This window comes from Rhodobacteraceae bacterium LMO-JJ12 (assembly GCA_021555075.1).
GTDB lineage: Bacteria > Pseudomonadota > Alphaproteobacteria > Rhodobacterales > Rhodobacteraceae > JAKGBX01.
The window spans coordinates 1,533,806-1,549,924 of the sequence record JAKGBX010000001.1 but is presented as its reverse complement, the minus strand read 5'-3'; the positions used below and the strand labels follow the sequence as shown (position 1 = coordinate 1,549,924).

13 protein-coding genes are annotated in these 16,119 nt (G+C 59.8%); 3 read left to right on the top strand and 10 right to left on the bottom strand.

Going from position 1 to position 16,119, the window contains the following annotated elements; translation table 11 throughout:
- Positions 1-208: 208 nt before the first annotated feature.
- On the top strand, positions 209-883 hold the full coding sequence (locus LZG00_07400; GenBank protein MCF3593822.1) for a hypothetical protein: 675 nt from the start codon (positions 209-211) through the stop codon (positions 881-883).
- On the opposite strand, the gene murD is transcribed toward LZG00_07400, so the two are convergent.
- From murD to LZG00_07355, 9 genes are all read right to left on the bottom strand, one after another.
- Positions 884-2,281 carry a UDP-N-acetylmuramoyl-L-alanine--D-glutamate ligase gene (gene murD, locus LZG00_07395; GenBank protein MCF3593821.1) on the bottom strand — a complete coding sequence of 466 codons (1,398 nt, stop codon included), beginning with the start codon at positions 2,279-2,281 and terminating at the stop codon, positions 884-886. It lies immediately after the preceding gene.
- Positions 2,282-2,340: 59 nt separating this feature from the next.
- The gene (gene mraY / locus LZG00_07390) at positions 2,341-3,423 is read right to left on the bottom strand and encodes a phospho-N-acetylmuramoyl-pentapeptide-transferase (protein ID MCF3593820.1); all 1,083 of its coding nucleotides are present in this window, start codon (positions 3,421-3,423) and stop codon (positions 2,341-2,343) included.
- Positions 3,424-4,848 carry a UDP-N-acetylmuramoyl-tripeptide--D-alanyl-D-alanine ligase gene (murF, locus tag LZG00_07385; GenBank protein ID MCF3593819.1) on the bottom strand — a complete coding sequence of 475 codons (1,425 nt, stop codon included), beginning with the start codon at positions 4,846-4,848 and terminating at the stop codon, positions 3,424-3,426.
- Positions 4,845-6,329, bottom strand: coding sequence for a UDP-N-acetylmuramoyl-L-alanyl-D-glutamate--2,6-diaminopimelate ligase (locus LZG00_07380; protein ID MCF3593818.1), 1,485 nt, complete (start codon positions 6,327-6,329; stop codon positions 4,845-4,847). The genes murF and LZG00_07380 overlap by 4 nt, the downstream gene beginning before the upstream one ends.
- A 21-nt stretch (positions 6,330-6,350) precedes the next feature.
- Positions 6,351-8,132, bottom strand: coding sequence for a penicillin-binding protein 2 (locus tag LZG00_07375; protein MCF3593817.1), 1,782 nt, complete (start codon positions 8,130-8,132; stop codon positions 6,351-6,353).
- Entirely contained in the window at positions 8,129-8,473 is a 345-nt protein-coding gene (locus tag LZG00_07370; protein MCF3593816.1) for a cell division protein FtsL, read from the bottom strand. The genes LZG00_07375 and LZG00_07370 overlap by 4 nt, the downstream gene beginning before the upstream one ends.
- The gene (gene rsmH, locus LZG00_07365; GenBank protein ID MCF3593815.1) at positions 8,470-9,462 is read right to left on the bottom strand and encodes a 16S rRNA (cytosine(1402)-N(4))-methyltransferase RsmH; all 993 of its coding nucleotides are present in this window, start codon (positions 9,460-9,462) and stop codon (positions 8,470-8,472) included. Before rsmH ends, LZG00_07370 begins: the two co-directional genes overlap by 4 nt.
- A complete protein-coding gene (gene mraZ / locus LZG00_07360) occupies positions 9,462-9,980 on the bottom strand; it encodes a division/cell wall cluster transcriptional repressor MraZ (protein ID MCF3593814.1) in 519 nt (172 codons plus the stop codon). The genes rsmH and mraZ overlap by 1 nt, the downstream gene beginning before the upstream one ends.
- Positions 9,981-10,690: 710 nt before the next feature.
- Positions 10,691-11,761 (bottom strand): Mrp/NBP35 family ATP-binding protein, encoded by a 1,071-nt coding sequence (locus LZG00_07355; protein ID MCF3593813.1) that lies wholly within the window; start codon positions 11,759-11,761, stop codon positions 10,691-10,693.
- A 310-nt stretch (positions 11,762-12,071) separates the two neighbouring features.
- Between LZG00_07355 and LZG00_07350 the strand changes: the two genes are divergently transcribed.
- Positions 12,072-12,293, top strand: a complete 222-nt coding sequence (locus LZG00_07350; protein MCF3593812.1) for a DUF1127 domain-containing protein — start codon at positions 12,072-12,074, stop codon at positions 12,291-12,293.
- A 707-nt stretch (positions 12,294-13,000) separates the two neighbouring features.
- A complete protein-coding gene (gene tehB / locus LZG00_07345; protein MCF3593811.1) occupies positions 13,001-13,564 on the top strand; it encodes a tellurite resistance methyltransferase TehB in 564 nt (187 codons plus the stop codon).
- A gap of 155 nt (positions 13,565-13,719) precedes the next feature.
- On the opposite strand, the gene LZG00_07340 is transcribed toward tehB, so the two are convergent.
- Positions 13,720-16,065 carry a UvrD-helicase domain-containing protein gene (locus LZG00_07340; protein MCF3593810.1) on the bottom strand — a complete coding sequence of 782 codons (2,346 nt, stop codon included), beginning with the start codon at positions 16,063-16,065 and terminating at the stop codon, positions 13,720-13,722.
- Between the last annotated feature and the right edge of the window lie 54 nt (positions 16,066-16,119).

Here is a 16,119-nt window from a genome sequence, read left to right as displayed (position 1 = left end):
CCGTGAGCGGCGCAAAACGTTCCCGAGAATTTGCGCCCTTTGTCGGCGAACGCGGCGTTAACCCGCCGAACCAATGCTGCGCGCCACGGTTCAGGCGGCAGCCGGGCAGCAGCCGGATGTCAGACGCAAATCACCCCCTGCGCATTTTTGCGCAAATTGGGCCATTAACCCTCTCGCACGTTGCGCCAACCTCTCTTAAACTGCGCCCATGAAGCACGTTTTCCTCGCCTTTTTCCTGATCCTCGCCGCCTGTGGACGCCCCCTGACGATGGGCGAAAAATCCTTTGCCGATCAATTATTTGGCGGGACAACCAACACCGAAATCATGCGTTTTCACGATGGCGCATTGGTGGGGAAGGTGACTTACAAGCGCCAGAAACGCCCCCGCCTTGCGTGCCGCGAGCGCATCTGGCCCGAACCGACCAGCGAAACCGTCACCGTCGGCCCCGCCGCCATCGCCATGCACAACACGGTTTTCTTTGCTAAGCCCTACTACACAAACGATTATCTGGCGTCCTACCCGAAATCTCTCAACCTCTTCGCCGCGATGCTTTTCGCCCATGAAACCACCCATGTCTGGCAATGGCAGAATCGCGCCAAAACCGGCTATTCCCCGATCCGCGCCGCCAATGAACACAAGGCCGGGGAAGACCCCTATCTCTATGATATCAATACGAAAACACGGTTTCTCGATTACGGATTCGAGCAACAAGCCAGCATCGTTGAGGAATATGTCTGCTGTGCTGCCCTCGACCCAAAAGCGCCACGCACCGCCCGCCTGCGCGCCTTGCTAAAAGGTGCCTTCCCGGTTGGAAAGCTGCACATCCCCAAGGACATCTACATCCCTTGGGACGGCGCACAACGGAGCGGAATTTGCCACTAATTACAACAACTTGGCAACCTCTTCCATGAAATGCTCACCGCGTTTCTCAAAGTTGTCATACTGGTCAAACGACGCCGCCGCCGGGGCCAGTAAAACCACGTCCCCGGCCTCCGCCTCGCCCGCCGCACGGGCCACGGCTTCCTCCATTGAAGTGCAAACTTCCGCCTCAACCCCTTGAAGTTGAATGGCAAAATTCGCCGCCTCGCGCCCGATGACATAGGCCTTCACGACTGATCCCGTCGCGTCGAGCAAACCGCCAAGCCCGCCCTCCTTCTCCAGCCCGCCACAGATCCAGCGGATTTTATCGAACGCCTTCAATGCCTTGGCCGCCGAATCCACATTTGTTGCCTTGGAATCATTCACAAACCGCACGCCCCGCACTTCCCGGATCAGTTGCGAGCGATGCGGCAAACCGCCAAAGCTTTGAAATCCTTGCTCGATTTCGCGCGGCCCCAGCCCCAAAGTCCGGCACACCGCATAGGCGGCACAGGCATTCTGGTGATTGTGCGCCCCGGGAAGCCCCGCCACCTTGCGCAGATCAATCGACGCCACCTGCCGTCCCTTGCGCCATTCGGCCAAAAACCCTTTGCGTGCAAACACATACCAGCCCGGCCCGCTCAGTTTTCGTTCCACCGAGATCGCGATCAGGCGGTCATCTGCCGCCCCTTCCACCATCTGATTGGCCAGATACCGCCCCTCCGCCTCATCCACCCCGATCACGGCCCGATCCGGCCCGCCCTCGGAAAACAGCCGACGCTTGGCCGCAAAATACCCCCCAAGACCTCCGTGCCGGTCTAGATGATCGGGCGAAAGGTTTGTGAAAACAGCCACATCCGGGGTCAGAGATCTCGCCAGATCGGTCTGATAGCTCGACAATTCCAACACCACGACACCGGCCTCGCCCGGCGGGTCGATATCCAGCACCCCGCGCCCGATATTCCCGGCCAGTTGCGCCTCTCGCCCCGCCGCTTCCAGCAGATGATGGATCAACGCCGAAGTGGTCGACTTGCCGTTCGATCCGGTCACGGCCACCACCTTTGGCATCACATCAAAACGGTCCCAATCATTCCCGCCGAGCGAACGGAAGAACAACCCGATATCGTTATCCACCGGCACACCCGCCGCCCATGCCGCCTCGATAACCCGGTTGGGCGTCGGATAGAGATGTGGAATACCCGGCGAAACAATCAGCGCGAAAACACTTTCAAACGCGCCGTCCCGCATCAGGTCAACACATTGAAATCCTTCTGTTTCCGCCTTTTCGCGGGCATCGACGCTGTCGTCCCAGCACAGCACCTCGGCGCCGCCAGCCCTGAGCGCACGCGCCGCCGACAACCCGGATCGCCCAAGCCCCAGAACCGCCACCTTGTGGCCGTCATATCCTTGCACCGGTATCATTCAGACCCCCAAAATCCCGGCCCGCACGGGCCTCGCCTGTCAGGGCCAACAGGCCCCGCTCAGCGCACCTTCAGCGTCGCCAGCCCGATCATGGCGAGGATCAGCGAAATGATCCAGAACCGGATCACGATTTGCGGCTCGGCCCAACCCTTTTTCTCGTAATGGTGATGGATCGGCGCCATCAGAAACACCCGCTTTCCCGTTCGTTTGAAATACAAAACCTGGATGATCACCGACATCGCCTCGACCACGAACAGCCCGCCAACGATCGCCAGAACGATTTCGTGCTTGGTCGCCACCGCAATCGCGCCCAGCGCGCCACCCAGCGCCAGCGACCCGGTATCGCCCATGAACACTGCCGCTGGCGGCGCGTTATACCAAAGAAACCCCAGTCCCCCGCCAATCAACCCGGCGCAGAAAATCAGGATTTCACCCGTCCCCGGCACATAATGCACGTCCAGATATTCGGTGAAATCGACCCGCCCCACCGCATAGGCGATCACACCCAGCGTCCCGGCGGCGATCATCACCGGCATGATGGCCAATCCGTCCAACCCATCGGTCAGGTTGACGGCATTGGCCGCGCCCACGATCACGATCATCGAAAACGGCACGAAAAACATGCCCATGTTGATCAGCGTATCCTTGAACACCGGCAGCGCCACTTTGTATTGCAGCGCGTCCGGGTGATACTGTGCGGCCCAATACCCCGCGATCCCGGAAATCAGAAACCCAAGCAATAACCGCACCTTACCAGACACACCTGCGCTCGATTGCTTGCTCACCTTGGCATAGTCATCGGCGAACCCGATGGCGGCAAAGCTCATCGTCACAAACAGCACCAGCCAGACAAACGGATTGTCCAACCGCGCCCACAGCAACGTCGAGGTCAACAACGCACCAACGATCAACAAGCCGCCCATCGTAGGCGTGCCGGCCTTTTCGAAATGGCTCTCGGGACCGTCGTTGCGAATGGGCTGCCCCTTGCCCTGACGGCGACGCAGCACATTGATCAGAGGCGGCCCGAAAATAAACCCGAACAGCAGAGCGGTCATGAACGCCCCCCCTGCCCGGAAGGTGATATAGCGGAACAAGTTGAAAACATCCCCACCATCCGACAGCAAGGTCAGCCAATACAGCATTCAATCGTCCCTTTGTTGCATGGGCGCCGGATGGCCCATTTTGCGGATCGCGTCAACAACCAGACTGACCTTGGACCCTTTCGAGCCCTTGACCAGCACGATATCGCCCGGATGCACCAGCTTGCGCACCAGCGCGACCATCTCGGGCGCAGTTTCCAGCCATTCACCGCGCTTGTCAGGGCTCAGGGCGTCATAAAGGTGCTGCATCCGCGGCCCGACACAATGCACGACATGAATTTTCGAAATCCACGGCAATTTGGCAATCGCCACATGATCCGCCGCTTCGCTCTCGCCCAGTTCCAGCATATCTCCCAGAATCGCGATCCGCCGCCCGGTGCGAGTATTCAGAGGAGTCGCCGCGGCCAACACCTCCAGCGACACCGCCATCGAGGTCGGATTGGCGTTGAACGCATCGTCAATCAACGCCAGCTCCGCCTCGGTCTGATCGTCCAACACCACGCGTTCGCGAGTGCCCCGCCCGGCCGGTGGGTGCCAGGCGGCAATATCGCTCGCCGCAATCCCGGCATCCGCGCCCAGCGCCGCAACGGCGGCCAAGGTGCCAAGCCCGTTCATCGCGAAATGCCGCCCCGGCGTCGAGATCTTGAACACAAGCAACTCGCTCCAGGCTTCGGCCTCACAGATCGTGGTCTCATCGGCCAGCGTGACCCGCTCAAGATGGTAATCCGCACCGTTGACCCCAAACAGTACCGGCGCCGCTCCCACCGCGCGCGCCTTGTCCAGAAGAATCGCGCTGGTTCCCACATCGGCGTTGATCACGGCGACCCCGCCGGGTTCCAACCCGTCAAAGATCGCCGCCTTCTCGCGGGCGATTCCCTCAATATTGTCAAACGCTTCCATATGCGCTGGGGCCACCGTGGTAATCATCGCCACATGCGGGCGCGCCATCCGGGCAAGCGGTTCGATCTCGCCGGGGTGGCTCATCCCGATCTCGATCACCGCAAATTCCGTATCGGCGGGCATCCGCGCCAGCGTCAACGGCACACCCCACTGATTGTTGTAACTCGCCTCCGCCGCATGCGTGCGCCCCTGCCGCTCCAGCACCGTGCGCAGCATCTCCTTGGTCGAGGTCTTGCCGACCGATCCCGTCACCGCCACAACCTTCGCCTTGCTGCGCGCCCGCGCCGTCCGCCCCAGCGCTTCCAGCGCCGTCAAAACATCGTCCACGATCAATAGCGGTGCATCCTCGGCCACGCCCTCGGGAACGTGGCTTACCAACGCCGCCGCCGCCCCCTTGTCCAACGCCTGCGCGACAAAGTCATGCCCATCGCGCACGTCGCGAAGCGCCACGAACAGATCCCCCGGCTGCAATGTCCGTGTGTCAATCGACACGCCCGTTGCCGCAAAATCCCGTGTCGCCCGCCCACCGGTTGCCGCCACCGCGTCGGCACTGCTCCACAGCGTCATGCCATCCCCCCTTCCAGCGCCGCCACCGCCACGCTGGCCTGTTCAGCATCATCAAACGGCAAAACATCATCGCCAACGATCTGCCCCGTTTCATGGCCTTTTCCGGCAATCAACAATGCATCCCCCGGCCCCAGCATATCGACGCCGCGCAAAATCGCCTCTGCCCGGTCGCCGACCTCGTTGGCCTCGGGGCATCCCTGCATCACGGCGGCCCGAATCGCCGCCGGGTCTTCGCTGCGCGGGTTGTCATCGCTCACGATCACCACGTCGGCATGCTTGGCCGCTGCCGCCCCCATCAACGGACGTTTGCCCACATCACGGTCCCCACCGGCCCCGACAATGGCAATGATGCGCCCTGCCACATGCGGGCGCATCGCCTGCAAGGCCGTCGCCACTGCGTCCGGCGTGTGGGCATAATCGACAAATACCGCCGCTCCATTGCTGCGCCGCGCCGCCAACTGCATTCGCCCGCGCACACCGCCCATGTGATCGAGCGTTTCAAACACCCGCTCGGGCGCTTCCCCCGCCGCAATCACAAGCCCGGCCGCCAGCAGGACATTCTCCGCCTGAAACCCGCCAATCAGCGGCAGATAAGTGCGAAACCCCTTGGATTTCCACGTGAAAAAAACTTCCTGTCCCGTCGCGTCAAAGCGTTGCGCCGTCAGGCGAATATCCGCCCCCTCGGTGCGCCCCACCGCGATCAATTCCTGCCCCCTGCCACCTGCAATCGCCGCCATATCCGGCCCGCGCGGATCGTCGATATTGATCACCGCCACGCCGTCCTCGCCCAACACCCGCAGGAAAAGCCCCGCCTTGGCCTCGAAATAGGCATCAAAACTGTCGTGATAATCCAGATGGTCCTGGGTAAAATTGGTGAACCCCGCCGCCCTCAGGTGCACCCCGTCCAGACGTTTCTGACTCAACCCGTGCGACGACGCTTCCATCGCGGCATGGGTGACACCCGCATCAGCCGCCGCCGCCAACGTGCGGTGCAGCGTAATCGGCTCGGGCGTCGTATGGGCAAGCGGCGCACTCCACGCCCCCTCAACCCCCGTCGTGCCAAGATTGACCGCGTCCAAGCCCAACTCGCTCCAGATCATGCGCGCAAAACTGGCCACGCTGGTCTTGCCGTTGGTGCCCGTCACCGCAATCATCGTCTTGGGCTGGCGCCCGAACCACAGCGCCGCCGTATAGGCCAGCACCTGTCGCGGGTCTTCGCTCACCACAAGCGCCGCGTCACTCTGTGACAACACCTCACTTGCGATCCTCTTGCCCTGCGCATCCGTCAGAACGGCGCCCGCTCCCATACGCAGCGCATATTGGATGAACTCGGCGCCATGCACCTTGGTGCCCGGCAACGCCGCAAAGAGAAACCCCTCGCGCACATCGCGGCTATCCACTGCCAACCCGGTAATCTCGACCTCGCGGCCTTGCAGGGCGGTCAGGCCCAGTTCCGTCAGAGTTTTCGCCTGCCCGCCCATCTGCCGATTGCCCTTTATGGCTTAATTTGATGTCAGCGTTATACCAGCCAATTGCCCCGGCTCAACCTCAGGTCTCAGCCCCAAAAGCGGTGCCACCCGGTTGATTATTTCCGCGGCGACCGGCACCGCCGTCCACCCCGCCGTGCGGCGCATTTCGCCATAGCTCTGGATTTCCGGCTCATCCAGCGTCACGATCAACACATATTTCGGATCATGCGCCGGAAAGATCGAGGCAAAGGTCGAAATCAACCTGCCTTTGTAATAACCCCCATTCGGCTTGGGCTTGTCCGCCGAGCCGGTCTTGCCACCCACCGCATAACCCGGCACATCGCCAAAGCTCGCCGTGCCATCGGTCACTACCTGACGCAGCATGTCGCGCGATGCGGCAGCCACCTGTTTGCTCATCACACGCGGTCCATATTGCGGCCCATTTCGCTTGAGAATTGTCGGCTCAACCTTCGTTCCGCCATTGGCAATCGCCGCATAGCCAGCGGCCAGATGCAAAGGGCTTACCGAAATACCGTGGCCATAAGAAATCGTCATGGTCGAAATCTCCGACCAATTGAGCGGCGTCAGCGGCGTTGAGCCGCGCGCTTCGACAATCTCCAACGGCACGCGCTCCATCAGACCAAGTGCTGTCAGAAACTCTTTCTGCCGCTTGCCTCCGATCATCTGGGCAATCCGCGCAGTGCCAATATTCGAGCTTTTGACGATCACCTTGGTAACAGACAACTCCTTGCCATAATTGTGAAAATCCCGAATCCGGTGCTTGCCCCACCTAAGCGGGCCACGAATGTCGATCATCGTCGAAGGATTGACCAGCCCCAACTCCATCGCCTGCGCGGTGGTGAAGATCTTGAAGGTCGAACCCAGCTCATAAACCCCCTGCACAGCCCGGTTAAACAGCGGGCTGTCGTCCGGCGCGCCTTCGGTTGGCGGGCGCGGGCGGTCGTTGGGGTCGAAATCCGGAAGGCTGACGACCGAAATCACCTCGCCGGTATGCACATCCATCAAAACCGCCGCCGCGCCCTTGGCGTTCATCAATCGCATGCCGCCATAAAGCACCCGTTCCGCGGCCGCCTGCACCGTCATGTCGATCGACAATTGCAACGGCTGCCCTTCGCGCGCCGGATCGCGCAGATATTCGTCAAACGTCTTTTCCACCCCGGCAACGCCAATCACCTCGGCGGCGTCCACGCCCTCTTTGCCAAATGACGCGCCCCCCATCACATGCGCAGCCAGCTTGCCGTTGGGGTATAGGCGCATCTCGCGCGGGCCAAACAAAAGGCCAGGATCGCCAATATCGAAAACCGCCTGTTTCTGCTCAGGGCTGATCTTCTTCTTGATCCACACGAACTTGCGCTTGCCGGTGAAATCCTTGATCAACCGCGCCTCATCAAGATCGGGAAAGATCGAGACCAGCGCACGCGCCACGCGGGTCGGCTCGATCATGTTCTGCGGATGGGCATAGAGACTGTGGGTCTCGAAATTGGTGGCCAGAATGCGCCCCCGGCGATCCACAATATCGGCGCGTTGGGTGAGAATCTCGGCCTCGCTGGCGCGCACCCTTGGCTCCGCCGGTTCCGTGCCCGCCATCAGCGCCATACGCCCCCCCACCACGCCAAAGGCCAGGAAAAACATTACCCCCAGCACCAAAAGCCGACCCTCGGCGCGCGCACAGGAACGCTCGCGCATATCTTCGTGGCGTTTGCGCAGGTTCTCGCGCTCAATTGCGTCGGGGTTTTCGCCCTTGGCACGGGCGTCCAGAATACGCGCCAACGGGCGCAGAGGCGTGCGGATCATGGCTTCTCTCCATCGCTCGACACATCCACAGAATCGGATAAATCCAAAGCCTTTTCAACAGGATACGACACCTGATCAATCCGCCCGAACTGCTCTGCCGAAAGCGGCAAAAGCGCCAGCCGTTCAAAGTTCAGATCAGCCAACTCGCGCAGCCTGTCGGGGCGATTGAGATACGCCCATTCGGCATTCAAAACGCTCAGCCGCTCACGCGCCAGACCGATCTGGCGTTGCAGGTCTTCGGTCTTGTTCAGCGCTTCCTGAGTGCGGTAATTCTCGTGATAGGCCCAAAAGGCCAGCCCGATGACCGATACAGCGGTCAGCACATACAAAAGGCCTTTCATCGCCCCCGTCTCCCCAATTGCGGCATACCAATTGCCTTGCGATCCACCGGTTCGGCACCAACCTCTGTGCGCACACCCACCCGCAGCTTGGCACTGCGGCTGCGCGGGTTTTGCGCCAGTTCCTCATCATCCGGGCCGATCGCCTTGCGCGATTTGACCTCGAACTGCGCCTCGCGCGTCACCTCCGGCGCATAGCGACTGCCGCCGCCGCCACCCGATTTTTCTGCAAAAAACCGCTTCACCATCCGGTCTTCAATTGAATGAAACGTCACGACGGCCAATTGCCCGCCGGGTCTGAGCGCACGTTCTGCCGCCTCCAGCCCCGCCACCAGCTCGCCGTATTCATCATTCACCGCAATGCGTATCGCCTGAAAGCTGCGAGTCGCCGGATGGCTCTGTCCCGGCTTGGGCCGTGGCAGGGATTTTTCAATGATTTCGGTCAGTTGCCGCGTCGTCTCGATGGGCGCGGCGTCTCTTGCCCGCACAATATTGCGCGCGATCCGGCGGCTCGCCCTCTCTTCACCATAGAGATAGAGGATATCCGCCAAATCGGCCTCTTCCGCCTGATTGACGATCTCGGCCGCGCTCGGCCCTTGCTGGCTCATCCGCATGTCCAGCGGCCCATCCGTCATAAAGGAAAACCCGCGCTCTGCTTGATCCAGCTGCATCGAGCTGACCCCAAGATCAAGCACCACGCCATCAAGCGCGCTGCCATACTCATCCAATTTCGAAAATACACCCTGAACCAGCTCAAGCCGGTCGCCATATGCCCCGGCCCAGGCCGCCGCCATCTCAAAAACCGCCGGGTCACGGTCTACCCCGATCACCTTGTCGGCCCCCGCTTCAAGAAACGCCCGCGCATAACCACCCGCGCCGAAAGTCCCGTCCAGCCAGACACCCTTTACAGGCGCCACAGCCCGCAAGAGCGGGCCAAGCAGAACAGGGATATGCGGAGCATCATTACCGGGCGAATTGGCAGCCGCCGCCATCATTGCTCTTCCTTTTTGCCCTTGGCTGCCTTGTCGAGAAAGATCAGCGGATCGAAATCATCGGGCAGCTCGTCCAGCCACGCATCGGTTTTCGCAAGCTCTTCTTCTTCATAGGTTTCGGGCTTCCAGATCTGGAACGTATCGCCCGCTGCGATGAAAAACGCCTCGTTTTCCAAGGCGATCTTGGCGCGCAGCTTGGCCGGCAGCACAAGCCGCCCGGTCTCATCCACAGTGGTGGGGAAACTCTGACCATGAAACATGCGTTGCAACATCCGCCGCTCCATCGAGCCGCGCGGCAGGTCCTCGATCTGCTGATCGACCTCTGCGATGGCTTCCATGGTATAGCATTCAAGGAATTTACGGCGATGATCGCCATAAACGATCACCAGGTTGGGGTTCAGCCCCTCTTTCCATTCAGGGTCGCCCGCCTCAAGCACACGGCGAAACAGGGCCGGGATAGACACCCTGCCCTTCGCATCCACCTTGTGGTGGCTTTCGCCTCTGAACCTGCGGGTCACTGTCCCTGGCCCTCTTCCTATATCAGCGGCCCCTGCGTTCCATTTCCGTTCGAAGGGGCCTTTTAAAGGAAACGGCGGATTGATCTGCTGCCACTGATCAATCCACCGCCCTCGTCCCGCTGTGCGGGGTGTCCAGCTGCGCGCGCCACCTGGGGGGATGTCTGCTCGCCCGCGCGCCGGATCTCTGTGTTGATGAAAGCGAGGTGCCTGTATGAAACCTGACTTAGGAGTTTTTTATGTTCGGGGTCTTTGTAGCGCCCCTGTGTCTCGTCTTCATCGTGATTACAGGGATGACATGGGAATTAATGGTAATCAACTGTTTTTTACGGGCAACCGGCACATCATCTTGTTTTCGAGGCCCCTGAGAAACAACATATAGCAGGAAAAACAGCTCGCCAATCACCTAACCTAGCGGAAGATACGGGATATACACACAAGATGTAGTAAAACCTGGGGCATACAAAAAATTCCCCCAATTTCCCGAAGAATTCCTCGACATGACTGAAACGCAGCCGAAAACCTCGGCAAGCAGACCCGGAATCATCCGAATCAACGGCGATTCACACCAAATCTCGGCAAGTTTTCATGATTTGATTCGAAATTCGGGCGCATGGCCGACGTCGGTCCCATAAAGTCCCGCGCGCTGTCCCATGAAGTCCCATAGGCGCGCCGGGTGCGCCCCTAGCGCACCCCGCCGCCTGCGGCTCTGCTCAGAGTGTGCCGCGCGAAATCATTTCCCGCGCCAGCCTTGCATAGGCATCGGCCATCGTGCCGGCCCCTGCCGCCACGGGGCGGCCCTCGTCGCCCCCCAGCCGTGTTTGCAGATCAATCGGCAACTGCGCCAACAAAGGCACCCCAAGCTTCGCAGCCTCGTCCGCCATGCCGCCATGGCCAAAGATATGTTCCTCATGGCCGCATTTCGGGCAAACATACGTGCTCATATTCTCGATCAGCCCGACAATCGGCACCTTCAGCTTGTTGAGCATGTCGATCCCCTTGCGCGCATCAATCAACGCCACATCCTGCGGCGTGCTCACCATGATCGCACCATCCAGCGTGGTTTTCTGCGCGAGGCTCAGCAACACATCCCCCGTCCCCGGCGGCAGATCGACAATCAAGACATCCAACTCGCCCCAGGACACATCCGAGAGAAACTGCTCCAGCGCCCCGATCAGCATCGGCCCACGCCAGACCACGGCCTGCCCCTCTTCCACCATAAGCCCGATTGACATCATGCGAATGCCAAAGGCCTCGGGCGCATGCAGCTTGCCATCCTCGCCCGCGCGTGCGCGTTCGGCGATCCCCAACATACGCGGCTGGCTCGGCCCATATATATCGGCATCAAGCAACCCCACCTTCTTGCCTTGCCGTGCCAAGGCGACCGCAAGGTTGACCGACACGGTCGATTTGCCCACGCCCCCCTTGCCCGAACCAATCGCGATGATCCGCTTCACACCCGGAATTGCAATCTTGCCCTTCTGCCCGCTCGGATGGCGCCCCACCTTAAGATCAGGCGCCGCCGGCTTTTCTGACGGTCCATGCGCGGTCAGCACGACGCTAACCCCCGCAACTCCATCCAGCAGACTAATAAGGTTTTGCGCGGCGTCACGCACCGGCCCCATCTTTTGCGCTTCTTCCGGTGTGGCCGCTTCGATGACGAACTTGACTTGCCCCTCATCAATCGACAGCGCCTTGACCATCCCGCGCGAGGTCAGCGTTTCGCCGTCGGAAAGCTGGATTCGGCCCAACTCCTCCAATATGCTTTCACGTGTAAGTGCCATAATGTCCGTCTCCAATTTCTGCTTGCAATGACCCTGTTGGTTTTTCAGCAGAGTTCAAGATCTAATGGGTATTGTTAATGCCTATTAGTGTCGCACCCCACCCGCCAAACATCTCACTATATCACGACGACCTTACCTTTATTACGCATCGTAAATACCCGTTTAGATTAAACTTTCCCCAGCGTCACGTATGCAAATGCTGCATGGCAGCATTGCTGTCCTAAGCCTTTTCGCACCTGCAGCATTTGTCTATATGTAGTTCACAAGACAGAAACACGGATCGGGCGGATCGCCCAAAAGGAAGAGACCGATGGCATACGCAGATAGCACAAAGACAATGGCGATGGCAAAAGGCGCAGCCGCCTTCGCTCCGGCGTTTTCGTCCTTGGCCGAGCGTTTCGCCAAATATCGCCTCTACCGCAAGACCTGTGCCGAACTAGCCACCTTGTCATCGCGCGAGATGACAGATCTCGGCCTGTCGCCCTACAACCTGCGCGCCGCCGCCTACGAGGCGGTCTACGGCACGCGCTAAACAGTTTCACGAATCAGGTGCCCCTCTCCTCCTCCCTGGGTCATCTGTTACATGGCGGCGGAACCGCTCCTCCTCCCTAGGTTCCGCCGCCGCAAAATTTGAAGAATGTGCCGGGGTCACCTCCTCCCGATCTCGGCATTGCAAGAGACGGCGGCATCCTCTCCTCCTCCCTGGATGCCGCCGTCACTAACCAAAACGAGATTGTGCCGGGGTCACCTCCTCCCGATTTCGGCATAGTGAATGACGGTGGTTCCCTCTCCTCCTCCCTGGGTGCCACTGTCGCTAAGACCAAAGAATTTGCCGGGGTCACTCCTCCTCCCGATTTCGGCAATTTTTTAACGGCGGCGCCTCTCCTCCCAGAGCGCCGCCGTTTTTTTTGCTCTTTGCGCATCGCGCTGCGAATGCCGGAATCACTTCCACACCGGAGCGGGCCGCCCCAACAAAGGTCTGATTCGAGCCCAAGGCGGCGGATGCGGCGAGGCGCTCGAATGTCGAGGCGCGCAAGCGTGGCTAAAATCTTCAATTCCTGCTTGGTTTTTGATCAGAACGCGTGCCACCGAAGACCTGGCAACCAATCGGCCATTCCACAAATGCACGTGTAAGAGTTGACCTTGGGGTTGCTGTTATGGCCCTAAATAGGTATTCACAAGTCGGATTATCTTTCTTTCCAAGAAACCGATAGCAGCCCACCCATACCGGAGATCAAAATGACAGACCTGAACAGCCGCTACGGCATCACCCCGCCGCATAGCGAGGTGGTCAACGCCGGCCAGCATATTGCACCGTGCAAGACACTCGACATGGGGTGCTCCAATGGCCGCAATGCCCTGCATCTGGGCCAGCTGGGTTTTGATGTCACCGCAGTGGACAACAACACCAATGCCCTTCAAATGCTGCAATCCATTGTCGCGCAAGAAGACATCAACAACATTGATCCACGCGTCTATGATATCAACAAGGCCGAATTGGATGCCGACTACGGATTCATTACCTGTACCGTGACCCTGATGTTTCTTGACCCCGGTCGGGTCGGGGCCGTTCTCGCCGACATGCAAGAACATACCCTGCCCGGCGGCCATAATCTGATCGTTTGTGCGATGGATACCGATGCAAATCCCTGCCCGGTCGGCTTTCCGTTCACCCTGGGTGAGGGTCAGCTCAGCACAATCTATCAGGGCTGGGAAATGCTCAAATACAACGAAGACCTTGGCACCATGCACAACGGGGCACAGCTTCAGTTTGCAACCATGCTGGCGCGCAAATCGGCCTAGGCTTTAACGCCCTCTAATGCGCGCACGCCCGGTTAACCCTTTTTCACCCCGCCTCTGCCCCGCTTCACCGGCAGCCAGAGGGCAGCCGGGTGGCAGCCGCGAGTCACCCCCGCTTTTCGCGCCAAATGCGCCGTTAACACCTGCTTACCAATTGCTTAAAACGGGATGTCGTCTGCGCCGGAGATAAATTTGGCGATCACCTTCTTGGTGCCGGCCTTTTCAAAGGCAATTTCCAACTTGTCACCCTCAATGCTCAGCACCTCACCATAGCCGAACTTCTGGTGAAACACCCGTTCGCCCACCGTATGAGACGACACGGCTTTCAGGTCGATAACCTGATTCCTGCTGTCTTTCGGCTGACTTACCGGGCGATCCTGAATGCGGGTCTGCATCCGCTTCCACCCCGGAGAGTTATATACATTGGCCTCCGCCACTCGGGCATCGATCCCGCCACTTCTGGGTGCCGCCGCACCATATCCCCCGCCATAAAGCCCCGGCGGGGTCAGCACATCGACATGTGCCTCGGGCAATTCATCAATAAACCGCGACGGCATCGCGCTCTGCCACTGCCCAAACACCAACCGGTTGCCCGCAAAACTGATCGTGCAAATCTCCTCAGCCCGCGTAATTCCCACATAAGCCAACCGCCGCTCTTCTTCTAACCCTTTGATTCCACTCTCATCCATCGAGCGTTGCGAAGGGAAAAGCCCGTCTTCCCACCCTGGTAAGAACACCGCGGGAAACTCCAGCCCCTTGGCCGCATGCAGCGTCATGATAGAGACCTTTTCGTCTTCATCCCCGCTCGCATTATCCATGATCAGGCTGACATGCTCCAAAAATCTCCCAAGGTTTTCAAACGCTTCCAACGCCTTGACCAATTCCTTGAGGTTCTCCAGCCGCCCCGGCGCTTCCGGCGTCTTGTCGTTCTGCCAATGCCCCGTATAGCCCGACTCGTCCAAGATAATCTCGGCCAACTCGACATGAGAAAGCTCCGGGCTGCCCGCCATCCGACCCCAACGGTCCAACCCTTCGATCAACCGCCCAAGCTCGATCGCGCCCTTACCACCCAACCCCTTGGTTTCAAGCAATATTCGCGCGCCTTCGACCAGCGAGACACCATTGCTGCGCGCCGCCGCTTGGATCTTCTTTTGCGCCACATCGCCCAAGCCCCGTTTGGGCGTATTGACGATCCTCTCAAACGCCAGATCATCATCCGGCGACACCACCAGCCGGAAATAGGCCATCGCATCGCGGATCTCCATGCGCTCGTAAAACCGCGGCCCGCCGATCACGCGATAAGGCAGACCAATCGTCAGAAACCGATCCTCAAACGCCCGCATCTGGTGCGATGCACGCACCAGAATCGCCATTTCATCCAATGAAATCTTGCGCATACCGCGCGCGCCGCCCTGCATCGCCTCGATCTCCTCGCCGATCCAGCGCGCTTCTTCCTCGCCGTCCCAATGCCCGATCAGCCGCACCTTCTCACCGTCTTCGGCCTCGGTCCAAAGCTCCTTGCCCAGCCGGTTCTCATTGCCCCGGATCACCCCTGCAGCCGCCGCAAGGATATGCGGGGTTGAGCGGTAATTCTGCTCCAACCGCACCACCTTGGCGCCCGGAAAATCCTTTTCAAACCGCAGGATATTACCCACCTCGGCGCCGCGCCAACCATAGATCGACTGATCGTCATCGCCCACGCAACAGATATTCTTATGCTTGCCCGCCAACAGCCTCAGCCATAAATACTGCGCCACGTTTGTATCTTGGTATTCGTCCACCAGAACATAACGAAACCAGCCCTGGTACTGCGCCAGAACATCCGGGTGTTTCTGAAAAATAGTCACCACAAGCAGCAGCAGATCACCGAAATCAACCGCGTTCAGCTCGCGCAGCCGCACCTGGTATTGCGCATAAAGCTCGGTGCCGCGATTGTTATACGCCCCCGCCTCGCTCCCTGGCACCGTTTCGGGTGTCCATGCGCGGTTCTTCCAATTGTCGATGATCCCCGCCAGCATCCGCGCGGGCCAGCGTTTATCGTCAATGTTGCTCGCGCTAACCAGTTGTTTCAAAAGCCGAAGCTGATCGTCCGTGTCCAAAATGGTAAAGTTCGACTTCAACCCCACCAACTCGGCATGACGACGCAAAAGCTTGACACAAATCGCATGAAATGTGCCCAGCCATGGCATCCCCTCAACCGGCTGGCCCAGCATCCGCGCCACCCGCTCTTTCATTTCGCGCGCGGCCTTGTTGGTAAAGGTCACCGCCAGTATTTCGTTGGGCCGTGCGCGGCCAGTGTTCAGCAGATGCACGATCCGCGTGGTTAACGCCTTGGTCTTGCCGGTCCCGGCCCCGGCCAGCATCAATACCGGCCCGTCCAACGCCTCGACCGCATCGCGCTGCGCCGGGTTCAACTCGTCAAGATATGGCCTCGGACGCGCCGCCATCGCGCGCGCCGAAAGCGATGCCCCTTCAAAGGCTTCGGATTCGTCAAAACTGCTCATGCCCGGCAAGATAGCGCGCCTGCGCGGCGGGCGAAAGTCTTTGTTCGCCCTCTG